The organism is Streptomyces sp. NBC_00466, from assembly GCF_041433995.1.
GTDB lineage: Bacteria > Actinomycetota > Actinomycetes > Streptomycetales > Streptomycetaceae > Streptomyces.
This window is the reverse complement of record NZ_CP107896.1, coordinates 6,026,817-6,048,473: the sequence shown is the minus strand read 5'-3', so window position 1 is coordinate 6,048,473 and position 21,657 is coordinate 6,026,817. Positions and strand designations below refer to the sequence as shown.

Sequence of the window (21,657 nt, the reverse complement as noted above, 5' to 3'; positions counted from 1 at the left end):
GGTACGACCGAGTCCGGTACGGCCGGATCCGGCGCCACCGACCGTGCGGCCCGCCGCGCGGTCACGGTCTTCCCCGTACTCGTCCTGGTGGCGGGCGCGATAGGCCTCGCGTCACCGGGCACCTTCGCGGGGTGGAGCGTCTCCGTCCCGTATCTGCTGGGCGTGGTCATGTTCTGCATGGGGCTGACCATGACCAAGGTGGACTTCCAGGGGGTGGCGAAACGGCCGTGGGCCGTGGCGCTCGGGCTGGTCGCCCACTATGTGATCATGCCGGGACTCGGCTGGCTGATCGCCCATGTCCTCGGCCTCTCGCCGCAGTTGGCGGCCGGAGTCATCCTGGTCGGCTGCGCGCCGAGCGGCACGGCGTCCAACGTGGTCACCTATCTGGCGCGCGGCGACGTCGCGCTCTCCGTCTCGGTGGCCACCGTCTCGACGGTCCTCGCTCCGCTGGTCACACCGCCGCTCACGCTGCTGCTCGCGGGCGCCTATCTGCCGGTCGACGCGGGCTCGATGATGACCGACATCCTCAAGACGGTGCTGCTGCCGGTCCTCGCGGGGCTGACGGTGCGGTTCCTGGCGGGCCGTTACGTGGACCGGGTGCTGGGTGCGCTGCCCTGGCTCTCCGCCGTCACCGTGGCGGTCATCGTCGCGGTCGTGGTGGGCGGCAGCGCGACGGCGATCAAGTCGGCTGCGGCGATGGTGCTGCTGGCCGTGGTCCTCCACAACGGCCTCGGGCTGCTGCTCGGGTACGGGGCGGGCAAGGCGGCCGGTCTCGGCAAGCCGGGGAGCCGGGCGATGGCCTTCGAGGTGGGCATGCAGAACTCGGGCCTGGCCGCTTCCCTGGCCACCGCACACTTCAGCCCGCTGGCGGCGCTGCCCGCGGCGATCTTCTCGGTCTGGCACAACGTCTCCGGGGCCCTGGTCGCGGCCTGGATGTCGTACCGGTCCCGGAAGGCCGGCACCGTCCAGTAGCCCGGCCCGGGCCCGGAGGCGCCGGGGCCAGCCCCGTCACTGCCACTGGAACGTCACTGTCACTGCCACTGGACCGTCACTGTGGACCGTACGGAGCAGCAGCGCGGGCGGGGCGCCCGGCTGCCGCATACGGTCCGGACCATGCGCAGATTCCTGGTGGCAGGTTCGGTTCTGCTGGCCGTCGCGGGTTCCCTCGCGGCCGATCCCGCCGGTGACGGTCCGCTGCCCGAACAGGTCGCCGACACCGGCGGCGGCTCCCAGCTGATCACCGCGGAAGCCGCGACCCTGCACTCCACCACCGGCACCCTGACCTGGTGGGACCTGCGCGACGGCAGCTGGCACGAGGCAGGCTCCGCGGCGGCCCGCTTCGGCGCGAAGGGGCTGGCCGACGGCGCGACGCGCAGACAGGGCACGGCCACCACACCCACCGGCATCTACGACCTGCCGTACGCCTTCGGGATCAAGGCGGCCCCCGCCGGGACCCGTTACCCCTACCGGGCGGTCAACGGGAGTTCGTGGTGGTGCGAGGACAACGCGTCCCGTGCGTACAACCGCTGGGTGGACCCGCTTCCGGCGGACTGCCGGGCCGGTGACGCGGAGCGGCTGAGCACCTATCCGACGCAGTACGCCCGTGCGCTCGTCATCGGGTTCAACTACGCGCGGCCGGTGCACGGCCGGGGCGCCGGGATCTTCCTGCATGTCAACGGCCGTGGTGCGACCGACGGTTGCGTGTCCGTACCGGCGTCCGCGGTCGACCGGATCCTCACCTGGGCCGCGCCCGGGCGCCGTCCGCACATCGCGATCGGCACCCGTTCGGGGCCGACCGCCCTGACCCGCTACTGACGCCAGGGCCCGGGCCGGCGCCCCGGGCCGCAGGTGCTCGGCGCGCCTCAGCGCGGGTTCTGTGCCAGCCGCAGGAGATGGTCCGCGAGCGCCTGGCCGCCCGCCGGGTCCCGGCTGATCAGCATCAGCGTGTCGTCCCCGGCGATCGTGCCCAGGATGTCGTGCAGTTCGGCCTGGTCGATGGCCGAGGCGAGGAACTGGGCGGCACCCGGCGGTGTGCGCAGCACCACCAGATTGGCCGAGGCCTCCGCCGAGATCAGCAGCTCGGACGAGAGCCTGCGCATCCGCTCCTCCTTGGCGGACTCGCCGAGCGGCGCATGGGGTGTGCGGTAGCCGCCCTCGCTGGGCACCGCGTAGATCAGCTCACCACCGGTGTTGCGGATCTTCACGGCGCCCAGTTCGTCGAGGTCGCGGGAGAGCGTCGCCTGGGTGACGCTCAGCCCGTCGTCGGCGAGGAGCCTGGCGAGCTGGCTCTGCGAGCGCACCGGCTGCCGGTTGAGGATGTCCACGATCCGGCGGTGGCGCGCGGTCCGGGTCTGCGGGACCGACGGCCCGCCGTGCTCGGTGTCCTGCGCCTCGTGCTCGGTCTGCTGCGCCTCGGTCATCGTCGCCTCACTCTGCGGATCACTCTTCCCCGTTGGCCTGGTCGAGAACGCCGGGCAGCGCCTGAAGGAACGCGTCCACGTCGTGGTCACCGATGATCAGCGGCGGCATCAGCCGTACGACATCGGGGCTGGTCACGTTCACCAGGAAGCCTGCGTCCTGAGCCGCCTGCTGCACCCGGTGTGCGCGGGACTCGGTGAGCACGATACCCAGCAGCAGTCCGGCACCGCGGACCTGCCCGACCAGCGGGTGCGCCAGCGCCTCGATTCCGGTGCGCAGCTTCTCGCCCGTGCGCTTCACCCGGTCGAGGATTCCGTCCGCCGCGATCGTGTCGAGCACGGCGAGTCCGGCGGCGCACGCCACCGGGTTGCCGCCGAAGGTCGAGCCGTGCTGACCGGGCTGCAGCAGCTCGGCAGCCGCCCCGAACGCCACGGTCGCGCCCAGCGGGAGCCCGCCGCCGAGCCCCTTGGCGAGCGTGACGACATCGGGGTCGACCCCTTCGTGCGCCTGGTACTCGAACCAGTGGCCGGTGCGCCCGATCCCCGTCTGCACCTCGTCGAGTACCAGCAGCGTGCCGGTGGCGCGGGTGATCTCCCGGGCGGCCCTGAGGTAGTGGGCGGGCGGTACGACGGCGCCGTTCTCGCCCTGGACCGGTTCGATGATGACGAAGGCGGTGTTCTCCGTGACGACCGCGCGCAGTGCTTCCGCGTCGCCGTACGGGACATGGGTGACCACACCCGGCAGCGGCTCGAAGCCGTTCTGCTTGGCGGGCTGCCCGGTGAGCGAGAGCGCGCCCATGGTCCGGCCGTGGAAGGCGCCCTGGGTGGCGACCATGTGCGTACGCCCGGTGAGCCGGCCGATCTTGAAAGCCGCCTCGTTGGCCTCGGCACCCGAGTTGGCGAAGTACACGCGGCCCGCGCGGCCGAAGACCTGGAGCAGCCGTTCGGCGAGCGCGACGGGCGGTTCGGCGATGTAGAGGTTGGACACATGGCCGAGCGACGCGATCTGCCGCGAGACGGCCTCGACGACCGCGGGGTGGGCGTGGCCGAGCGCGTTGACCGCGATGCCGCCGACGAAGTCGGTGTACGCGGTGCCGTCGGCGTCCCACACGGTGGCGCCCTCGCCGCGTACCAGGGAGAGCTTCGGCGTGCCGTAGTTGTCCATCAGAGCGCCCTGCCAGCGCTGTGCGAGTTCCTGGTTGCTCATGACTCCCCCTCGGTGGCGCCGGTGGTTTCCGTCTCGGTGTCCGGCACGACCATCGTGCCGATTCCCTCATCGGTGAAGATCTCCAGCAGGATCGCGTGCTGGACCCGCCCGTCGATGACGCGGGCGGTGGTGACGCCGTTGCGTACGGCGAAGAGGCAGCCCTGCATCTTCGGGACCATGCCGCTGGCCAGCTCGGGGAGGAGCTTCTCCAGTTGCTTCGCCGTGAGCCTGCTGATGACGTCGTCGCTGTTCGGCCAGTCCTCGTAGAGGCCCTCGACGTCGGTGAGGACCATCAGCGTCTCGGCATTGAGCGCGGCGGCCAGGGCGGCGGCCGCGGTGTCGGCGTTGACGTTGAAGACGTGGTTGTCATCGGCGCTGCGGGCGATGGAGGAGACGACGGGGATACGGCCGTCGTCGAGCAGCGCCTCGATCGCGCCGATGTCGATCCCGGTGATCTCGCCGACCCGGCCGATATCGACGGCCTCGCCGTCGATCTGCGGGAAGTGCTGGACGGCGGTGATCGTGTTCGCGTCCTCGCCGGTCATGCCGACCGCGAACGGGCCGTGCTGGTTGAGCAGCCCGACGAGTTCGCGCTGCACCTGGCCCGCGAGGACCATCCGTACGACGTCCATCGCCTCGGGCGTCGTCACCCGCAGCCCTGCCTTGAACTCGCTGACCAGGCCGTGCCGGTCGAGCTGTGCGCTGATCTGCGGGCCGCCGCCGTGCACGACGACCGGCCTGAGCCCGGCGTGCCGCAGGAAGACGACGTCCTGGGCGAAGGCGGCCTTCAGCTCCTCGTCGATCATGGCGTTGCCGCCGAACTTGATGACGACGGTCTTTCCGTGGTGCCGCGTCAGCCAGGGCAGCGCCTCGATGAGGGTCTGCGCCTTGGGGAGCGCGGTGTGCTTGCGGGTGCTCATGAGCTGTACGCGCTGTTCTCGTGGACGTAGTCGGCGGTGAGGTCGTTGGCCCAGATCACGGCCGACTCGCTGCCCGCCGCCAGGTCCGCGGTGATCGTGACCTCGCGGTACCGCATGTCGACCAGGTCGCGGTCCTCGCCGACGGAGCCCTTCTTGCAGACCCAGACGCCGTTGATGGCGACGTTGAGCTCGTCGGGCTCGAAGGCGGCGGACGTGGTGCCGATGGCGGAGAGCACCCGGCCCCAGTTGGGGTCCTCGCCATGGATGGCACACTTCAGCAGGTTGTTACGGGCGATGGAGCGGCCCACCTCGACGGCGTCGTCCTCGGTCGCGGCGTTGACCACCTCGATCCGGATGTCCTTGCTGGCGCCCTCCGCGTCGCCGATCAGCTGGCGGGCGAGGTCGGCGCAGACCGTACGGACGGCCTCGGCGAACTCCGCTTCACCGGGCACCACTTCGGATGCGCCCGAGGCGAGCAGCAGCACGGTGTCGTTGGTGGACATGCAGCCGTCGGAGTCGACCCGGTCGAAGGTCGTGCGGGTGGCGGCGCGCAGCGCCCGGTCCAGGACCGGGCTCTCCAGGTCGGCGTCGGTGGTGAGCACGACGAGCATGGTGGCGAGGCCGGGGGCGAGCATGCCCGCGCCCTTGGCCATCCCGCCGACGGTCCAGCCGTCCCCGCCCGCGACGGCGGTCTTGTGGACGGTGTCGGTGGTCTTGATGGCGATGGCGGCCTTCTCGCCGCCGTGCGGGGAGAGTGCGGCGGCGGCCCGCTCGATGCCGGGCAGCAGCTTGTCCATGGGCAGGAGCAGACCGATGAGCCCGGTCGACGCGACCGCGACCTCGCCCGCGTTCCCGCCGAGGACATCGGCGGCCTTCTCGGCGGTGGCGTGGGTGTCCTGGAAGCCCTTGGGTCCGGTGCAGGCGTTGGCGCCACCGGAGTTGAGGACCACGGCCCCGACGGTCCCGCCCTTGAGTACCTGCTCGGACCAGAGGACCGGTGCGGCCTTGACGCGGTTCGAGGTGAAGACTCCCGCGGCGGCCAGTCGGGGGCCGGCGTTGACCACGAGGGCCAGGTCCGGTCCGCCGCTCTCCTTGATTCCGGCGGCGATGCCCGCCGCCGTGAATCCCTTCGCTGCCGTGACGCTCACTGCATCTCCTCGTTCGCCCCGCCGGTGTGGCGGCTCGTGTCACTGCCGGCCGCGCTGCGCTGCGGCGCGGTCCCGGTCCGATGGCGCCGTCCGGCGGTTGCCCGGCCGGCGGCCGTGTGGGCGCCGCTCACGGCGCCAGTCCGATCGTGGAAAGCCCTCGGTCCTCGGGGAGTCCGAGTGCGATGTTCATGCTCTGCAGGGCGCCGCCCGCGGTGCCCTTGGTGAGGTTGTCGATCGCGCTGATGACGACGATCCGGTCGGCGGCGTCGTCGTACGCGACCTGGATCTGCACCGCGTTGGAGCCGTGAACGGCTCCGGTCGACGGCCACAGCCCCTCGGGCAGCAGCTCGGTGAACGGCTCGTCCGCGAGGGCCTTCTCGTACGCCGCACGCAGCGTCCCGGCGCTCACACCGGGCTTCGCCTTCGCGGTGCAGGTGGCGAGGATGCCGCGCGGCATGGGCGCGAGGGTCGGCGTGAACGAGACGGTGACCGGCTCGCCGGCCGCCGCGCTGAGGTTCTGGATCATCTCGGGGGTGTGCCGGTGGCCCCCGCCGACCCCGTACGGCGACATCGAGCCCATCACCTCGGAGCCGAGCAGGTGCGGCTTGGCCGCCTTGCCCGCGCCGGACGTGCCGGAGGCGGCGACGATCACCGCTTCGGGCTCGGCGAGACCGGCCGCGTACGCCGGGAAGAGCGCGAGGGACACCGCAGTCGGGTAGCAACCGGGAACGGCGATCCGCTTCGCCCCGGCGAGGCCGGTCCGTCCGCCGGGCAGCTCGGGCAGACCGTACGGCCAGGTCCCCGCGTGCGGGGAGCCGTAGAACCGCTCCCAGTCCCCGGCGTCCTTCAGCCGGAAGTCGGCGCCCATGTCGACGACGAGGACATCGTCACCGAGCTGGTCGGCGACGGCGGCGGACTGCCCGTGCGGCAGCGCGAGAAAGACAACGTCGTGACCGGCGAGAACGTCCGCGGTGGTCGGCTGGAGCACCCGCCCGGCCAGTGGCCGCAGATGCGGCTGCAGGGCGCCGAGCGCCTGGCCCGCGTTGGTGTTGCCGGTGAGTGCACCGATCTCGACATCCGGGTGGCCCAGCAGCAGACGGAGGAGCTCCCCGCCGGCGTATCCACTTGCCCCTGCCACCGCTGCACGTACCGCCACCGAAACCTCCTCGTCGATGGCATGACTATACGCAAGGCTGCACTTTTATGCAAAGGGAAGGGAGGGGTCGCCCGCGCAGAGAGATTGCGGGCGCCCGACGCGACCGGGCGCCAGGTCCGCCACCCCCCGGACCACGGCGCCGGGGTTCGCGAGAGCGGCCCGCAGCCGCACGGACGAATGGCTGCCCTCCTGCCCTTGAAGCATCCGCTGGAGCGCCGGTACGCCATCCGTGTCCTGTCTTGTGACCGTCATCGGGACCACCTCATCGGCAAGCGGTGAAGGCGGCCAGAATGGGCGCCCGCACCAGCACCGAGGAGATTCACCATGCCCAAGTACTTGCTGCTCAAGCACTACCGTGGCGCTCCGGCTCCGGTCAACGACGTACCCATGGACAAGTGGGCCCCGGCGGAGATCGCGGCCCACGTGCAGTACATGCAGGACCTCGCGGCCCGGCTCGAAGGGACTGGCGAGTTCGTGGACGCTCAGGCGCTCGCGCCCGAGGGAGCCTGGGTCCGGTACGACGGGGAGGGCCGGCCGCCGGTCACCGACGGGCCGTTCGCCGGGACGAAGGACCTCATCGCCGGCTGGATGGTGGTCGACGTCGACAGCTTCGAGCGCGCCGTCGAGCTGGCCGGCGAGCTGTCGGCGGCCCCCGGCAGGGGCGGGGAACCGATCCACGAGTGGCTGGAGGTGCGCCCGTTCCTGACCACGCCTCCCAGCGTCAAGGAGTGACCTCGCAGGAGACCTCCCGGCGGGGCTGTCCAGTGGCCCGGCCGGGGCCGGTGCCACCGGACAGCTCGGCCGTCGCCTGCCGTACGGAACTTCAGGCGGGTCAGCGTCATCCCATTCGGAGATGGATGGAGCAGGGCACGCGCCGCTGGGGCAGCTGCCTTGCGCGAGCAGAGGAGTCCCCTCGCATGCTGCACCGTGTTCGTTTTCTCCTGCTGACCGTCTCGCTGCTGCTGGCGGGCGTCCTGATGCCGGCCGGGCCGGCCTCCGCCGTCATCGGCGGGTCGGTGAGCACCTACGGCCCATGGGCGGTGCGCATGGTGATCGACGGCAAGCCGGAGTGCACCGGCACCGCGATCACCTCACAGTGGATCATCACCGCCTCGCACTGCTTCTTCGAGCAGGCGCAGCCGGTCGCCGACTCGCGGATCTCGTTCCGGGTCGGCAGCCTCGACGAGCGCAAGGGCACCACGGTGCGACCCGTACGGGGCAGCCGGGTGGGCAACCCGAAGGCCGACATGATGCTGATCAAGGTCTCGCCGATGAAGGTCCGGGTGGCGCGTCTCGCCACGGCCGGGGCCCGCCCGGGCCAACTCGTGCGCCAGTACGGGTGGGGCGCCACCTGCTCGGGGGACGAGAACACCTGCCAGTCCCCTGTGCTCAAGCAGTCGGAACTGCGTGTCCTGCGGTCGGACGACCCGCGGTGCGACGGCTACGCCGTGCCGGGCGGAACGGACTTCTGCGCGGAGAAGGTGTCCGGAATTCCGGCCGGCGGCGACTCCGGAGGCCCGGTGATGACCACCGGGCCCCGCGGCACCGAAACCCTCATCGGCGTCTTCTTCGGCTCCGACCGGGAGAGCTTCGCGGGGGCCGGAGAGATCTCCCAGCAGCTCAAGTGGATCCATCTCCACGCGAAGCCGTGAGCCGCGCGGAGAGCGACTGAGGGCGGCTCCCCGGCCGGGAGGACACGGGGCAGGTACGCGAAGGGCGTCGCCCCGTGCCGTCAGGCGTCCACGTACGCCGCGAGGTGCTCACCGGTGAGGGTGGAGCGGGCGGCGACCAGATCGGCGGGGGTGCCCTCGAAGACGATCCGGCCGCCGTCGTGGCCCGCGCCGGGACCGAGGTCGATGATCCAGTCGGCGTGCGCCATCACCGCCTGGTGGTGCTCGACGACGATCACCGACTTGCCCGAGTCCACGAGCCGGTCGAGCAGGCCGAGCAGCTGCTCGACATCCGCGAGGTGGAGCCCGGCGGTCGGCTCGTCCAGTACGTAGACGCCGCCCTTCTCGGCCATGTGCGTGGCCAGCTTGAGCCGCTGCCGCTCGCCGCCGGACAGCGTGGTGAGCGGCTGTCCGAGGCTGAGGTAGCCGAGCCCGACATCGGCGAGCCTGGTGAGGACGGCGTGCGCGGCCGGTGTGCGCGCATCGCCCGCGCCGAAGAACTCCTCGGCCTGGGCCACCGACATCGCGAGCACCTCGCTGATGTCGCGTCCGCCGAGGTGGTGGTCGAGCACCGACGCCTGGTACCGCTTCCCCTCGCACTCCTCGCAGACGGTGGCGACGCCGGCCATCATCGCCAGGTCGGTGTAGATGACGCCCGCGCCGTTGCAGTTGGGGCAGGCGCCCTCGGAGTTGGCGCTGAACAGCGCCGGCTTCACGCCGTTGGCCTTCGCGAACGCCTTGCGGATCGGTTCGAGCAGTCCTGTGTACGTCGCCGGGTTGCTCCGCCGTGAGCCGCGGATCGGTTCCTGGCCGATCGACACCACACCCTCATCGGCGTGGATCGACCCGTGTACGAGCGAGCTCTTCCCGGAGCCCGCGACGCCGGTGACGACGGCCAGCACCCCGAGCGGGATGTCGACGTCGACTTCGCGCAGGTTGTGCGCCGTCGCGCCGCGGATCTCCAGCGTGCCGGTGGGCGTACGCACCTTCTCCTTGAGGGTGGACCGGTCGTCGAAATGGCGGCCGGTGAGGGTGGAGCCGGCCCGCAGCCCCTCGACGGTGCCCTCGAAGCAGACGGTGCCGCCCTCCGTACCGGCGCCGGGGCCGAGGTCGACCACATGGTCGGCGATCGCGATCGTCTCCGGCTTGTGCTCCACGACGAGCACCGTGTTGCCGTTGTCCCGCAGCCGCAGCAGCAGGTCGTTCATCCGCTGGATGTCGTGGGGGTGCAGACCGATGGTGGGCTCGTCGAAGACGTACGTGACGTCGGTGAGCGAGGAGCCGAGGTGGCGGATCAGCTTGACGCGCTGCGCCTCGCCGCCCGACAGCGAGCCCGACGGCCGGTCGAGCGAGAGATAGCCGAGGCCGATCTCCACGAACGAGTCGAGGGTCTGCCGCAGTTTCACGAGCAGCGGCGCGACCGAGGGGTCATCGACGCCGCGGACCCACTCGGCCAGGTCGCTGATCTGCATCGCGCACGCGTCGGCGATGCTGGTCTTCCCGATCCGCGACGACCGGGCCGCCTCGGCGAGCCGGGTGCCGTCGCACTCGGGACAGACGGTGAAGGTGACCGCCCGGTCCACGAACGCCCGGATGTGCGGCTGCATCGCCTCCCGGTCCTTGGAGAGCATCGACTTCTGGACCCGGGGGATCAGCCCCTCGTAGGTCATGTTGATGCCCTCGATCTTCATCCTGGTCGGCTCGCGGCGGAGGAAGTCGTGCAGCTCCTTCTTGGTGTACTTGCGGATCGGCTTGTCCGGGTCGTAGAAGCCGGACCCGCTGTAGAGCCGGTAGTTCCAGCCGCCCGCCTTGTAGCCGGGGACGGTGATCGCGCCCTCGGCGAGCGACTTGGAGTCGTCGAAGAGCTGGGTGAGGTCGATGTCGGTGACCGAGCCCCGGCCCTCGCAGCGCGGGCACATACCGCCGGTGATGCTGAAGCTGCGCCGCTCCTTCACGGTCTCCCCGCCGCGCTCCATCGTGACCGCGCCCGCTCCGCTGACCGAGGCGACGTTGAAGGAGTAGGCCTGGGGCGAGCCGATGTGCGGCTTCCCGAGCCGGCTGAAGAGGATGCGCAGCATCGCGTTGACGTCGGTCGCGGTGCCGACCGTGGAGCGCGGGTCGGCACCGATCCGCTGCTGGTCGACGATGATCGCGGTCGTCAGCCCTTCGAGTACGTCCACCTCGGGCCGCCCCAGCGTCGGCATGAAGCCCTGTACGAAGGCGCTGTAGGTCTCGTTGATCAGCCGCTGGGACTCCGCGGCGATCGTGCCGAAGACCAGGGAGCTCTTGCCCGAGCCGGAGACCCCGGTGAACACCGTCAGCCGGCGCTTCGGGATCTCGACGCTGACGTCCTTGAGGTTGTTCACCCGCACGCCGTGCACGCGGATCAGGCCGTGGCTGTCGGCAACGTGCGCAGGCGGCTGTGCGCCCGTCTTCCTGGCCATGCTTATCGGTTCTCCATCTGTCGGGCGGCGCCGCCCTCGCGGTCTCCGCCGGTGTCACCGGCCCGGCCGGACCCGCTCCGGTAGGGCGGTCCGGCCCTCCCGCGGCGCGGAAGCGAAAGGGGGCCGGCGCTCACTTGTCCTGAAGCAGCCCCAGGACATTACCGTCGGGGTCGGTGACCGTGGCCACCAGGCGGCCCCCGCCGACGTCGTGCGCGGGCTCCTTCGCCACGGCACCGGCGGCGGTCACCTCGGCCAGCTTTGCCTCGATGTCGGGCACCTGCCAGTAGGTCACCGGCCCGGTCATGCCCTGCTCCGCGCCGCCCGGCACCAGCCCGATGTGCTGGCCGCCGGTCTCGAAACCGACGTAGTACGACTCGTCCGCCACCGGCGGCACGCCGAGGAGGGCGGTGTAGACCGACTTGGCCGCCGCCAGGTCGGAGACGGGGTGCAGCACGGTCTTGATTCCCTGGGTCGCTGAGCCGCTCATGGTCACTCCTCGTGTGGTGGGTCGCATCCAGCCAGTGCGCGGATGCCGACGTCCATGGAAATCACGCTAATGCGGCCCGCCGACCCGTGCTTCTCGATTCCTGACCGGTTGCGGCCGGCCCGTGACCGGCCCGCGCGGGGCGCCGGGCGCGCGCATGTGATCCGATGGGGACGACCGCCCTGTTGTCCAGCCGTAGAACCAGCCGTGGAATCCAGCCGTGGAAAGAGGCATTCGGCATGTCCAAGGAACCCTTCCGCAGTCCGGATCTGACGTCCAGGCCCTTCCGGCTGACGACCGGGCACCCCATGGCCGCCGCCCCCGGGGTCCTCTATCTGGCCTGGACCGAGCGGTTCGACCAGTGGTTCGCGGCCCCCGGCTCGGTACGGATGACGCCCGAGGAGAGCGCGCCGTTCTTCTTCGAGACGGAGTACGCGCCCGAACCGGGCGGCCCGGTCGTCCGGCACCCGCACTACGGCCGGTTCCTGCGGCTGGAGCGGGACCGGCTCGTCGAACTCACCTGGGTCACGGGTGCGGGCGGCACCGAGGGGGCCGAGACCGTCGTCACCGTCGAGCTCACGCCGGAGGGGGACGGCACCCTGCTGACGCTCACCCATGCGGGCTTCGCCGACGAGGAGTCCTGCGAGCGCACCGCCGACGCCTGGCCCCTGATCCTCGAACAGCTCGACCGGCAGACCGCGCCGGCCGGCTGAGGCGACGGCACCGGACCGGCCGGTTCACCCCCGGCCCGGTCCGGACGCACAGCCCGGGCGCAGCGCCGCGGCGACCAGCCCCTGGATCTCCTCGCGCGGCACGCTCCCGCCGCCCACCAGCCGGTCGAAGACCAGCCCGTCCACACAGGCCAGCAGGGTCAGGGTGCGCCCTTCGGCATCGGCGACGCCCTGCGCGGTGAGGAATGCCCGTACGGCGTCACGTGCCGCGTTCTCATGCGGTACCAGAATCTCCCGCAGCTCCGGGTGGCGTACGCCCTCGACGGCGCAGGCGAACCGGGCGAGCGACCGCCGGCGGCCCTCACCGCCGAGACGCCCTTCGGCGAACACCGCGATGGCTTCCACCAGTTCACCGGCGTCCCGTGGCACCGGCGCCGCCTCCCCCACCGCCTGAAGCTCCGCCTGGTCCAGCTCGACAAGCCTGCTGACCAGTGCGGTGAGCAGCGCTTTCCGGCTGCGGAAGTACGCAGATGTGGTGCCGGCCGGCAGACCGGCGGCCCGCTCCACCGCGCGGTGGGTCAGACCGCGCATTCCTTCGTCGGCGAGTACCCCGATGGCCGCGTCGGCGAGGACCGTGCGTCGATCTCCAGTCATCCCCCTTTTCTACACCCGTAGAAGGACCGTAGTACGCTCCCCCCGTCTGCCGTCTTCTACAGCTGTAGAAGACGGCGGACGGGCGGCAGAAGGCGGAGACGCAGGCCATGACGGGCCGCGGGGCGGCCGGGTGGCGGAGACCGAGGGAGGGGCCGGCATGGGGAACAGCGCGGTGGTGATCGGCGGGGGGATCGGCGGGCTGGCCGCGGCGATCGGCCTGCGGCGTACCGGCTGGGAGGTGACGGTCGTCGAGCGAGCGCCGGTCCTGGACGATGCGGGCGCCGGAATCTCCCTCGCGGCCAACGGTCTCCGCGCCCTGGACGCCCTGGGGGTGGGCGACGCGGTGCGCGACGCGGCCCGGCCGCAGTACACCGGTGGCACCCGGCGGCCGGACGGCGCCTGGCTCGCACGGATGGACGGCGCCGCCCTGGAGCGCGCGCTGGGCACCCCGATCGTGGGCATCCCCCGCGCCGCACTGCACCGGCTGCTGCGGGCGGCCCTGCCTCCCGGGTCCCTGGTCGTGGGCGCCGAAGTGACCGCACTCGACCGCTCCGGTCCCGCCCGGGTCCTGGTGGGCCACGGAGACACCGTGCTCGAAGCGGATCTGGTCGTGGCGGCCGACGGTCTCGGCGGCCGGGTGCGCGCCGAGCTGTTCCCCGGGCACCCGGGCCCCGTCCACTCCGGTTCGGCCGTGCTCCGCGCCATCACGGAGCACCCGGTCGATCTGCGGTCCGACTTCGAACTCACCTGGGGGCGCGGCGCCGAGTTCGGCCACATCGCGTTCGCCGACGGCCGGGCCGAGTGGCACGCGGTGGTCAACTCCCCGGCCGGGGTGCGTCATACGGACCCGCTCGCCGAGGTGCGGCGCCGGTTCGGCGGCTGGCACGACCCCATCCCCGCCCTGCTGGACGCGACCCGGCCGGACGCCGTCCTGCACCACGACGTCGGTGAACTCGCCGCCCCGCTGCCCTCGTACGCCGTGGGCCGCGTCGCCCTGCTGGGCGATGCCGCACACGCCATGACCCCTCATCTCGGCCAGGGCGCCTGCCAGGCGCTGGAGGATGCCGTCACCCTCGCCGCCGCGCTCGCGCGTGCGACGACGGTGGAGTCCGCGCTCAGCTGGTACGACGCCGAACGCCGCCCCCGCAGCCAGTCGGTGGCCCGGGCCGCCCGGCAGGCAGGCCGGATGGGGCAGCAGCTCACGCATCCGTTCGCCGTGTCCCTGCGCAACGCGGCGCTCAGGATCGCCCCGTCCGGCGCAGCGGTACGGATGATCCTGCGGCACGCCGACTGGACACCGCCGCCGCCCTGACGGGACAGTTTCTCACCGGTCGTCGAGCCCGGCTCCAGGTCAGCGGGCAGCTGTCTCCAGGCGCAGGCTCCAGCGTCCCGGCAGACCGGTCAGGGTCGCCGTGGAGAGCGGAGGCACGTCGACGTTCCAGTACGTCGACGGCGGCGCCTTGAGTGCGTAGACCAGGGCGGCCCGGACGACGGACGGTTCGGCGACCGCGACGATGGAGCCGTCGCACGGGGGGCGGGTCTCCAGCCAGTTCCCGATCCGCGAGATGAAGCCCATCAGCGACTCGCCGCCGTGCGGGGCCGAGCGCGGGTCGGAGAGCCAGACGTCGACGGCCGCGGGTTCGCGTGCCGTCACCTCCGCCAGGGTGAGGCCGCGCCACCGGCCCATGTCGCAGTCGCTCAGGGCGGGTTGGAGCAGCGGCGCGAAGCCGAGGGCGTCGCCGGTGGCACGGCTGCGGGCGGTGGGCGAGCAGTAGCGCAGCTCGGCCGCTGCCAGCGGGACGAGGAAACTCGCCGAGAGCTGCACCTCGTGCCAGCCGGCGTGGTCGAGAGGCCGGTCGTCGTCGAAGCGCTCGGCGAGCCGGGAGGAACTGCGTGCGGCGGCGACCAGCGTGACGCGAACGCTCATGGCCGCGATCGTGCGACCGAAACCCCGACGGGTCAAGAGGCGGCGGCGAACCGGCGCACAGGAGCGCAGACCGGCGCAGGGCCTGTCGTCACAGGCCTGTCGTCACAGTGCCGCCTCAGCCGAGCACCTCCGCCGGTCATCTCACCCGGGTATCTCAGCCCAGCGCCTCGTCGCACGCCGTACGCAACCGCCGTACCCCTTCGGCGATCTCGCCCTGCCCCGCCACCCCCGCGAAACTCAGCCGCAGATGCGGAGCGGGCGGTTCGGCGGAGAAGTACGGGCGGCCCGGCGCGACGGCGACGCCCGCACGGAGAGCCGCCGAGACCACCGCCGCCTCGTCCGTGCCGTCGGGCAGCCGCAGCCAGAGGTGGTAGCCGCCGCTGGGGATGTACGGGAGGTCCAGTTCGGGAAGACTGCTGCGGAGCGCCGCGGTGAGGGTGTTCCTGCGGTCCTTCAACTGCCCGGAGACGGACCGCAGATGGCGGTTCCACGCGGGCGATCCGACCAGCTCGACGGTGGCCTCCTGTATCGGCCGCGGGACGAAGAAGCTGTCGACGACCTGGATCGAGCGCAGCCGTTCGAACACCGGGCCGCGAGCGGCCAGCACCCCCACCCGCAGGCTGGGCGAGGTCGCCTTGGTGAGCGAGCAGACATGGACGACCACACCGTCGTGGTCGTCGGTGGCCAGCGGTATCGGCAGGGGTCCCGCGTCCGCGTGGACGAGCCTGCGTACGAAGTCGTCCTCGATGACGAACGCCCCCGCCTCCCTGGCGATGCGCAGCACCTCCGGGCGGCGGGCGTCACTGAGGACCGCACCGGTCGGGTTCTGGAAGAGCGGCTGGCAGACGAAGACCCGGGACCCGGTGGCGCGGAACGCGTCGGCGAGCAGCCCGGGGCGTACGCCGTCGGGATCCACCGGCACCGGCACCGGCCGCAGCCCCGCCGCGCGGGCCACCGCCAGCATCCCCGGATAGGTCGGAGATTCGACGAGTACGGATGCGCCGGGCGGGGCGAGCGCGCGCAGGGCGGTGCTCAGGGCGCTCTGACCGCCCGCGGTGACCAGGACGTCCGCCGCCGTGACCGGTCCGCCGATCCCTCGCGCGAACCACTCGCGCAGCTCGGGAATCCCGTCGACGGGGGGCCGCCCCCACGCGCCGGGCCTGCGGCCCGCCCTGGCGAGGGCGGCGGCCATGGCCTGTTCCGGCTGGAGCGAGGCGTGCAGATAGCCGCCGTTGAACTCGATGACGCCCGGCGGCGGCGCGGCGAGCGTGACCAGCACCCCGGACGCGTCCACCGCGCGCGGAGCGGCGTCGGTGGCGCCGTCGGCGCTGAGCGCGATCTCCTGCCAGGAGGTGTCGCCGGGTGCCGGGGTGTCCTCACGGGGCCGCGCCCGGAACACCCCGGCGCCCGGACGGGTCACGACGAGCCCCTCGGCCGCGAGCTGGGCGAGCGCCCTGGACACGGTCACCGGGCTGACCCGGTAGGACTCGACCATGGCCCGGCTCGACGGCAGCTTTCCATCAACCGGATAGCGATCGAGCTCCGCTTTCAGGGATTTCACCAGTTCGGCCACGCTGCTACGCTCGTACATGACAGTAAAGAATAGCGCTACCGCCGATTCATCGATAGCAGTCGCCGGCAGCAGAGGTGACGGCACCGCGGGCAGGACCGGCCACGCGAGCCGCAACGGCACCCTGCTCGCCGGACTCGGGGTCGTCGCCTTCTCACTCACGTTCCCCGCGACCGCCTGGGGCCTTGAGGGCTTCGGGCCCTGGTCGCTCGTCTCCGTACGCTGCGTGCTCGCAGCCCTGCTGGCGGGCGGCGCCCTGCTCGCCCTGCGCGTCCCCGTCCCCGACCGGCGCCACTGGGCCGGTCTGACCGTGGTGGCCGCCGGGGTGGTCCTGGGCTTCCCGCTGCTGACCACGCTCGCCCTGCAGACCTCCACGACCTCGCACGCCGCCGTGGTGGTGGGGCTGCTGCCGCTCACCACGGCCGCCTTCTCGGCCCTGCGGACCGGTTCGCGGCCGTCCCGCGCCTTCTGGGCCGCGGCCCTGGCCGGGGCGGCCGTGGTGATCGTGTTCACCGTGCAGCAGTCCGGCGGCGCCGTATCCACTGGTGACATGTATCTCTTCGGCGCTCTGCTGATCTGCGCCGCCGGATACACCGAGGGCGGGCGGCTGGCCCGCGAGATGCCCGGCTGGCGAGTGATCGGCTGGGCACTGGTCCTCTGCCTGCCGCTCGCCGTGCCCGCCACCGCCGTGGCACTGGCGCTCGAACCCGTACACCTCACCGGCCACAGCATCGCCGGGGTGCTCTGGGTGGCGGCGGGTTCCCAGTTCCTGGGGCTGGTGGTCTGGTACCGCGGCATGGCGGAGATCGGCGTCGCGAGGGCCAGCCAGCTCCAGCTCGCACAGCCGCTGCTGACCCTGGTCTGGTCGGTCCTGCTGCTCGGCGAGCACCTCCCGGTGGCCGCTCCCGTCGCCGCCGTCGCGGTCCTCGTCTGCATCGCGGTCACTCAGCGTTCCAGGACGAGATAGGACGAAAAGTCGTTATTTGCGAAGTGAGCGGTGGTTAACCCGGCACCCCCGACACCCGCAGGTCGGGGGTAACGTCTGAGGGCCGGGCGGGCGCCGGAACCATACGGGGTACTCGCCCGCGACGATCTGCGAAAGGCTGGATGTGACCGACATCGAACGCGTCGGAGTGGTGGGCTGTGGCCAGATGGGCGCGGGGATCGCAGAGGTCTGCGCCCGCAGCGGCCTTGAGGTGATGGTCGCCGAGACCACTGGCGAGGCTCTGGAAATCGGCCGCACCCGGCTCCACAACTCCCTCTCGAAGGCCGCCGAGCGCGGCAAGATCACCGAGGAGGAGCGCGACGCGACGCTCGGCCGCCTGAGTTTCACGACCGACCTCGGGGAGTTCGCCGACCGCGACCTCGTCATCGAGGCCGTCGTGGAGAACGAGCAGGTGAAGACGGAGATCTTCCAGGTGCTCGACCAGGTGGTGACCCGGCCGGACGCGATCCTCGCGTCCAACACCTCGTCGATCCCGCTGGTGAAGCTCGCCGTCGCGACGTCCCGGCCCGACCAGGTCATGGGCATCCACTTCTTCAACCCCGCACCCGTGCAGCAGCTCGTCGAGCTGATCCCGGCGCTGACCACGTCCGAGGAGACGGTCAAGCGCTCCGAGTCGCTGGTGCAGGGCATACTCGGCAAGCACGCGATCCGTGCTCAGGACCGCTCGGGCTTCGTGGTCAACGCCCTGCTCATCCCGTACCTGCTCTCCGCGATCCGGATGTTCGAGTCCGGCATCGCGAGCCGCGAGGACATCGACAACGGCATGGAGATGGGCTGCGCCCACCCGATGGGCCCGCTGAAGCTCGCCGACCTGATCGGTCTCGACACCGTCGCGTCCGTCGCGGACTCCATGTACGCCGAGTTCAAGGAGCCGCTGTACGCCGCTCCCCCGCTGCTGCAGCGCATGGTCGACGCGGGACGGCTCGGCCGTAAGACCGGCTCGGGCTTCTACCCGTACGACTGAGCTGTACGTACGCCGGACGGACCCGTCGCAGTGTGCGGGGCGGTACGCGCCGCCCCGCACACCCCGCCGCCGGGCACACCCCCGCCCGTCGTCAAGTCCGGTCAGCCGAGCCGCAGATGGTGCAGCATCAGCAGCCCCGCCGCCATGTTGGACGCCGGGACATCGCCGCGCGCGATCATGTCAGGCACCAGCTTCAGGGGCACCCACTCACGGCGCGAGGACTCGAACGCGTCCTGCGGGCCGCCCGTCCGGGTTCCCCGCTCCGACCAGTACAGATGGTGCCGGGCGTCGGAGAGGCCGTTGGACGGTTCGACGCTGAGCAGATGGCGCAGCGGACCCGGCCGCCACCCCGTCTCCTCCTCCATCTCGCGGGCCGCCGCCGCCTCGGCCGTCTCGCCGTCCTCGACCACCCCCGCGGCCAGCTCCCAGCCCCAGCTGTCCGTGATGAACCGGTGGCGCCAGAGCAGCAGCACCTCGTTCGCCTCGTTGACGACGGTCGCCGCCGCGACGGCCCGCTGCCGGATCACATAGTGGTCGAGCCGGGTGCCGTCCGGGAGTGCGACATCCGCCAGATTGACCTGGAACCAGGGGTTCTTGTACACATTCCGTTCGCTTATGTTCGTCCACTGCACAGTTCTGCCACCTTCCGACAGGTCGATGGCAATATGGCAGCAGGCGCACGGTCACAGGGGAACGCTCAGCGCCCCCTCGATCAGAGCGGCGGCCTCACCGGCCCCGCCGGACCGGGTCTCCCGCAGATCGTCGCGCACATCGCGCAGCCGGTCCCGGAGCCGGCGCGACTCCATCCCCCGTGCCTGGACCGCCATTTCGACCGCGGTGGCCACGCCGCGGTCGGCGTCCCCCTGGCGCAGTTCGATCCGGGCGAGCATCGCCAGCCGGTGGACCCGGCCCCGGTCGTGCGCGGGGGCCGCGGCGGCGGCGACCGCCTGGGCCCTGGCGGCCGGCAGATCACCCAGCCTGAGCAGCGCCTCCGCCACCTGCACATTGACGAGCCCGGGCTGGACATAGCCGGTCTCGTCCGGTTCGGCGCCCGGCCTGATCCGCCCGGCGGCCTCCTCCGCCCGTCCGATGCAGGCCAGCGCACTGCCGGCGTCGCCGAGATAGGCGTACGCCTTCCCCTGCATCGCGTGCAGATCGCTGCCGAGCGCCGGAGTGAGCTCGCGGCCGGCCGTCCGCAGCGCCGCCTCGGCGAAGGCGACGGCCTGCCGGTACTCCCGCATGAAGAGCGCCTGGTTGACGAGGAGCGCGACGACATACGCGCCGAGCGCCCGGTCGCCGCTCGCCTTGGCGAGCCGCAGTGCCTGGTGGAAGTAGCGCTGGGCCAGGCCCTGTTCGTCGGAGTCGTAGGCGCAGATCCCGGCGATGGCCACCAGTCCGCCCGTGGCACGCAGCAGTTCCCGTCCGGTGGCGTCGCTGTAGGAGCCGCGCAGCAGCGGCGCCGTCCCGGAGTGGAGGAATCCGACGATCCGGGCGCGGGTCGCGACACCGCCCGCCTTCCGGTACATCTGCTCGTAGTGCGTCCGGGCCGCGCGGAGCGTGCCGGTGTCGGCGCGGCCGACCCGGCGACCGCCGCTGCGTGAGACATCGGTGTCCTCGGGCGGGTTCTCCCACTCCCAGACCGGCAGCACCGCCGGGGTCCCGGTCACCGGTGCCGCGCCCCGCAGATGCGGGCGCTGCTGGGCGTCGGAGCGCCACAGCGCGGCCGCCCGCTCCACGAACCCGCAGAGCGCGGTGGTGTGCACAGGCGCCGGTGCGCCCGGTACGCCGAGGCCGATGTCGTCCAGCGTCACCGTACGGCGCAGCCGGGCCCCCAGGACCTCGCAGAGCAGGTCCGGCACCTGGCCGCGCGGCCGCTGGCCCTTCAACCAGCGGGCCACGGCGGTGTGTTCGTAGCGCAGGGACAGTCCACGGGTCCTGCCCGCCCTGTTGACCCGGACGGCGAGGCCCGCATGGGACATCCCGGCCTCGTCGAGCAGGGCGTCGAGCTGGGTGTTCGGCAGCATGGGGCCCTCCGGTGGCCGAGTGCGGGACAGCGTAGTGGAGCGCGGTTCACACGGGGTGTGAACGGAACGCCCGGACCGGGGCGCCACGGTCCCTTCCGCCGGGAGAGCACGGGCGATTGACTGAACTGCCTCCCAGGAGGCGGCCGGGCCGTCGGCTCCCCCTCGTACAGTGCGGCGGCCCGCTCCCGGCGCCACCCGCCCTGCCGGAACTGCCCGGCGCTCCGCGACAGGACGGGTGGCGCACACCGCCCCGCACACCGCGCAACTCCCGCACCCCACCGCTCCCCCACGGCACAGCCCGGCCTCCTCGCACCTCAGAGGGCTGACCGTGCGGTGCGGACCGGGTCCGGCCTGCCGAGCGTCCTGCGGCGGTCGTTGCGCAGGACGAGCAGCGCCACGTCGTCGGTGATGCGGCCGCCGGTGTGCCGCAGCAGCGCCCCGTGCACCCGCTGGATCACCCGGGCCGGCGCGGGAACGCCGTCGGCTGCCGCGTCGGACAGCGCCTCCTCCAGGCGGAAGAACCGGCCGGCCGAGTCCCGCGCGTCGGTCGCCCCGTCGGTGTGCAGGAACAGCGCGTCACCGGGCAGCAGCCGGCCGCACCGGTCCGCCTCGACGGCGGCGGGCAGCGGGAACGTCCCCAGCGGGGGCAGCGGTTCGCCCCCGCAGAGCGGTCCGGCCGACTTACCCAGCCGGTAGGGCCACGGATGCCCGCAGTTGACCGCGGTCATCCCGCCCTCCCCGTCGATCTGCAGGAGCAGCACGGTCACGAACTCCTCGGCCGACGGATGGCCCGGCGCGGCTCCGCCCGCCGCCGGGTGCTCCTGCCGGGACCGCTCCCGCAGGTGCCGTTCCAGCGCCCGTTCCAGTCTCCTTGCCACACCGGGCAGTCCGGGTTCGTCGTGCGCGGCCTCCCGGAAGCTGCCCAGCACTGCCGCGACCGCCCCGATCGCCGCCAGCCCGTGGCCGCGCACGTCACCGATCACCAGCCGCACCCCGTGCACGGTGGCCAGCGCGTCGTAGAGATCCCCGCCGACCATCGCGCCCCCGGAGGCCGAGAGCTGGCTCGCGGCGACGGCGAGACCGTCGATCCGCGCGGGCAGCGGCCTGAGCAGCACCCGCTGGGTGGCGTACGCGACGGCGCGCGCCTGCCTCAACTCCCGTACCGGGCCCAGCCGGACACCCGCGACCGCATAGCCCGCCAGCGAGAGCAGCGCGGCACTGAAGGCCAGCCGGACGGTGATGCTGTCGTCGCCGGCCGGCGAGCCGACCAGCTCCCAGCCGATCACGACGGCCAGCCCGAGCACGGGGAGGCCGAAGACGACCGCACCCCGCCATCCCCTGGTACGGATCACGGCCCTCGTACGGATCATGCCGCCGGCCCCCTCGACTTGAGAC

At 72.2% G+C, this 21,657-nt stretch carries 21 protein-coding genes; 8 read left to right on the top strand and 13 right to left on the bottom strand.

Annotated features, from left to right (window positions below; genetic code table 11):
- Window positions 1-84 precede the first annotated feature (84 nt).
- Window positions 85-972, top strand: a complete 888-nt coding sequence (locus tag OG210_RS27210) for a bile acid:sodium symporter family protein (protein ID WP_371540501.1) — start codon at window positions 85-87, stop codon at window positions 970-972.
- 141 nt (window positions 973-1,113) lie between these two features.
- Window positions 1,114-1,815 (top strand): L,D-transpeptidase, encoded by a 702-nt coding sequence (locus tag OG210_RS27205; protein WP_371539110.1) that lies wholly within the window; start codon window positions 1,114-1,116, stop codon window positions 1,813-1,815.
- A gap of 47 nt (window positions 1,816-1,862) precedes the next feature.
- On the opposite strand, the gene OG210_RS27200 is transcribed toward OG210_RS27205, so the two are convergent.
- The 5 genes from OG210_RS27200 to argC form a co-directional block, all read right to left on the bottom strand.
- Window positions 1,863-2,420, bottom strand: a complete 558-nt coding sequence (locus OG210_RS27200; RefSeq protein ID WP_266858807.1) for an arginine repressor — start codon at window positions 2,418-2,420, stop codon at window positions 1,863-1,865.
- Between the two features lie 19 nt (window positions 2,421-2,439).
- Window positions 2,440-3,624 carry an acetylornithine transaminase gene (locus OG210_RS27195; RefSeq protein ID WP_328324828.1) on the bottom strand — a complete coding sequence of 395 codons (1,185 nt, stop codon included), beginning with the start codon at window positions 3,622-3,624 and terminating at the stop codon, window positions 2,440-2,442.
- Window positions 3,621-4,544 carry an acetylglutamate kinase gene (argB, locus tag OG210_RS27190; protein WP_328324830.1) on the bottom strand — a complete coding sequence of 308 codons (924 nt, stop codon included), beginning with the start codon at window positions 4,542-4,544 and terminating at the stop codon, window positions 3,621-3,623. The genes OG210_RS27195 and argB overlap by 4 nt, the downstream gene beginning before the upstream one ends.
- Entirely contained in the window at window positions 4,541-5,692 is a 1,152-nt protein-coding gene (argJ, locus tag OG210_RS27185) for a bifunctional glutamate N-acetyltransferase/amino-acid acetyltransferase ArgJ (protein ID WP_328324832.1), read from the bottom strand. Before argJ ends, argB begins: the two co-directional genes overlap by 4 nt.
- 127 nt (window positions 5,693-5,819) lie before the next feature.
- Window positions 5,820-6,848, bottom strand: coding sequence for an N-acetyl-gamma-glutamyl-phosphate reductase (argC, locus tag OG210_RS27180; RefSeq protein WP_328324834.1), 1,029 nt, complete (start codon window positions 6,846-6,848; stop codon window positions 5,820-5,822).
- Window positions 6,849-7,172: 324 nt separating this feature from the next.
- On the opposite strand from argC, the gene OG210_RS27175 reads away from it, so the two are divergent.
- The gene (locus OG210_RS27175; protein WP_328324836.1) at window positions 7,173-7,580 is read left to right on the top strand and encodes a YciI family protein; all 408 of its coding nucleotides are present in this window, start codon (window positions 7,173-7,175) and stop codon (window positions 7,578-7,580) included.
- A gap of 185 nt (window positions 7,581-7,765) precedes the next feature.
- Window positions 7,766-8,500, top strand: coding sequence for a trypsin-like serine protease (locus OG210_RS27170; protein ID WP_371539106.1), 735 nt, complete (start codon window positions 7,766-7,768; stop codon window positions 8,498-8,500).
- Window positions 8,501-8,580: 80 nt separating this feature from the next.
- Here the strand turns inward: OG210_RS27170 and OG210_RS27165 are convergent, their stop codons facing one another.
- Both OG210_RS27165 and OG210_RS27160 read right to left on the bottom strand, forming a co-directional pair.
- Window positions 8,581-10,962, bottom strand: coding sequence for an ATP-binding cassette domain-containing protein (locus OG210_RS27165; protein ID WP_371539103.1), 2,382 nt, complete (start codon window positions 10,960-10,962; stop codon window positions 8,581-8,583).
- Window positions 10,963-11,092: 130 nt separating this feature from the next.
- Entirely contained in the window at window positions 11,093-11,449 is a 357-nt protein-coding gene (locus OG210_RS27160) for a VOC family protein (protein ID WP_328324842.1), read from the bottom strand.
- A gap of 236 nt (window positions 11,450-11,685) precedes the next feature.
- On the opposite strand from OG210_RS27160, the gene OG210_RS27155 reads away from it, so the two are divergent.
- Entirely contained in the window at window positions 11,686-12,159 is a 474-nt protein-coding gene (locus OG210_RS27155; RefSeq protein WP_328324844.1) for an SRPBCC domain-containing protein, read from the top strand.
- Window positions 12,160-12,183: 24 nt separating this feature from the next.
- On the opposite strand, the gene OG210_RS27150 is transcribed toward OG210_RS27155, so the two are convergent.
- On the bottom strand, window positions 12,184-12,771 hold the full coding sequence (locus OG210_RS27150) for a TetR family transcriptional regulator C-terminal domain-containing protein (RefSeq protein WP_328324847.1): 588 nt from the start codon (window positions 12,769-12,771) through the stop codon (window positions 12,184-12,186).
- Window positions 12,772-12,928: 157 nt separating this feature from the next.
- On the opposite strand from OG210_RS27150, the gene OG210_RS27145 reads away from it, so the two are divergent.
- Window positions 12,929-14,083 carry an FAD-dependent monooxygenase gene (locus OG210_RS27145; protein WP_328324849.1) on the top strand — a complete coding sequence of 385 codons (1,155 nt, stop codon included), beginning with the start codon at window positions 12,929-12,931 and terminating at the stop codon, window positions 14,081-14,083.
- Window positions 14,084-14,122: 39 nt separating this feature from the next.
- Here OG210_RS27145 and OG210_RS27140 read toward each other — a convergent pair whose 3' ends face one another.
- Both OG210_RS27140 and OG210_RS27135 read right to left on the bottom strand, forming a co-directional pair.
- On the bottom strand, window positions 14,123-14,698 hold the full coding sequence (locus OG210_RS27140; RefSeq protein ID WP_328324851.1) for a histidine phosphatase family protein: 576 nt from the start codon (window positions 14,696-14,698) through the stop codon (window positions 14,123-14,125).
- A gap of 154 nt (window positions 14,699-14,852) precedes the next feature.
- The gene (locus OG210_RS27135) at window positions 14,853-16,289 is read right to left on the bottom strand and encodes a PLP-dependent aminotransferase family protein (protein WP_328324853.1); all 1,437 of its coding nucleotides are present in this window, start codon (window positions 16,287-16,289) and stop codon (window positions 14,853-14,855) included.
- On the opposite strand from OG210_RS27135, the gene OG210_RS27130 reads away from it, so the two are divergent.
- Together OG210_RS27130 and OG210_RS27125 are read left to right on the top strand one after the other, a co-directional pair.
- Complete coding sequence (locus OG210_RS27130; protein WP_328324855.1) at window positions 16,288-17,235, top strand: DMT family transporter; 948 nt, start codon at window positions 16,288-16,290, stop codon at window positions 17,233-17,235. The genes OG210_RS27135 and OG210_RS27130 overlap by 2 nt on opposite strands.
- A 142-nt stretch (window positions 17,236-17,377) precedes the next feature.
- A complete protein-coding gene (locus tag OG210_RS27125; RefSeq protein WP_328324858.1) occupies window positions 17,378-18,238 on the top strand; it encodes a 3-hydroxybutyryl-CoA dehydrogenase in 861 nt (286 codons plus the stop codon).
- A 101-nt stretch (window positions 18,239-18,339) separates the two neighbouring features.
- On the opposite strand, the gene OG210_RS27120 is transcribed toward OG210_RS27125, so the two are convergent.
- The 3 genes from OG210_RS27120 to OG210_RS27110 form a co-directional block, all read right to left on the bottom strand.
- Window positions 18,340-18,870 (bottom strand): NUDIX domain-containing protein, encoded by a 531-nt coding sequence (locus tag OG210_RS27120; protein WP_328324860.1) that lies wholly within the window; start codon window positions 18,868-18,870, stop codon window positions 18,340-18,342.
- A 51-nt stretch (window positions 18,871-18,921) separates the two neighbouring features.
- A complete protein-coding gene (locus OG210_RS27115; RefSeq protein ID WP_328324862.1) occupies window positions 18,922-20,262 on the bottom strand; it encodes a transcriptional regulator in 1,341 nt (446 codons plus the stop codon).
- A gap of 314 nt (window positions 20,263-20,576) precedes the next feature.
- The gene (locus OG210_RS27110) at window positions 20,577-21,632 is read right to left on the bottom strand and encodes a PP2C family protein-serine/threonine phosphatase (RefSeq protein WP_328324864.1); all 1,056 of its coding nucleotides are present in this window, start codon (window positions 21,630-21,632) and stop codon (window positions 20,577-20,579) included.
- Between the last annotated feature and the right edge of the window lie 25 nt (window positions 21,633-21,657).

What these genes read in the sequence shown, in the direction of transcription:
- OG210_RS27205 (WP_371539110.1), top strand. Translation starts at nt 1,114, where the DNA reads ATGCGCAGATTCCTGGTGGCAGGTTCGGTTCTGCTGGCCGTCGCGGGT.
- OG210_RS27200 (WP_266858807.1), bottom strand. Translation starts at nt 2,420, where the DNA reads ATGACCGAGGCGCAGCAGACCGAGCACGAGGCGCAGGACACCGAGCAC.
- OG210_RS27195 (WP_328324828.1), bottom strand. Translation starts at nt 3,624, where the DNA reads ATGAGCAACCAGGAACTCGCACAGCGCTGGCAGGGCGCTCTGATGGAC.
- argB (WP_328324830.1), bottom strand. Translation starts at nt 4,544, where the DNA reads ATGAGCACCCGCAAGCACACCGCGCTCCCCAAGGCGCAGACCCTCATC.
- OG210_RS27175 (WP_328324836.1), top strand. Translation starts at nt 7,173, where the DNA reads ATGCCCAAGTACTTGCTGCTCAAGCACTACCGTGGCGCTCCGGCTCCG.
- OG210_RS27170 (WP_371539106.1), top strand. Translation starts at nt 7,766, where the DNA reads ATGCTGCACCGTGTTCGTTTTCTCCTGCTGACCGTCTCGCTGCTGCTG.
- OG210_RS27165 (WP_371539103.1), bottom strand. Translation starts at nt 10,962, where the DNA reads ATGGCCAGGAAGACGGGCGCACAGCCGCCTGCGCACGTTGCCGACAGC.
- OG210_RS27160 (WP_328324842.1), bottom strand. Translation starts at nt 11,449, where the DNA reads ATGAGCGGCTCAGCGACCCAGGGAATCAAGACCGTGCTGCACCCCGTC.
- OG210_RS27155 (WP_328324844.1), top strand. Translation starts at nt 11,686, where the DNA reads ATGTCCAAGGAACCCTTCCGCAGTCCGGATCTGACGTCCAGGCCCTTC.
- OG210_RS27150 (WP_328324847.1), bottom strand. Translation starts at nt 12,771, where the DNA reads ATGACTGGAGATCGACGCACGGTCCTCGCCGACGCGGCCATCGGGGTA.
- OG210_RS27145 (WP_328324849.1), top strand. Translation starts at nt 12,929, where the DNA reads ATGGGGAACAGCGCGGTGGTGATCGGCGGGGGGATCGGCGGGCTGGCC.
- OG210_RS27140 (WP_328324851.1), bottom strand. Translation starts at nt 14,698, where the DNA reads ATGAGCGTTCGCGTCACGCTGGTCGCCGCCGCACGCAGTTCCTCCCGG.
- OG210_RS27130 (WP_328324855.1), top strand. Translation starts at nt 16,288, where the DNA reads ATGACAGTAAAGAATAGCGCTACCGCCGATTCATCGATAGCAGTCGCC.
- OG210_RS27135 (WP_328324853.1), bottom strand. Translation starts at nt 16,289, where the DNA reads ATGTACGAGCGTAGCAGCGTGGCCGAACTGGTGAAATCCCTGAAAGCG.
- OG210_RS27115 (WP_328324862.1), bottom strand. Translation starts at nt 20,262, where the DNA reads ATGCTGCCGAACACCCAGCTCGACGCCCTGCTCGACGAGGCCGGGATG.
- OG210_RS27110 (WP_328324864.1), bottom strand. Translation starts at nt 21,632, where the DNA reads ATGATCCGTACGAGGGCCGTGATCCGTACCAGGGGATGGCGGGGTGCG.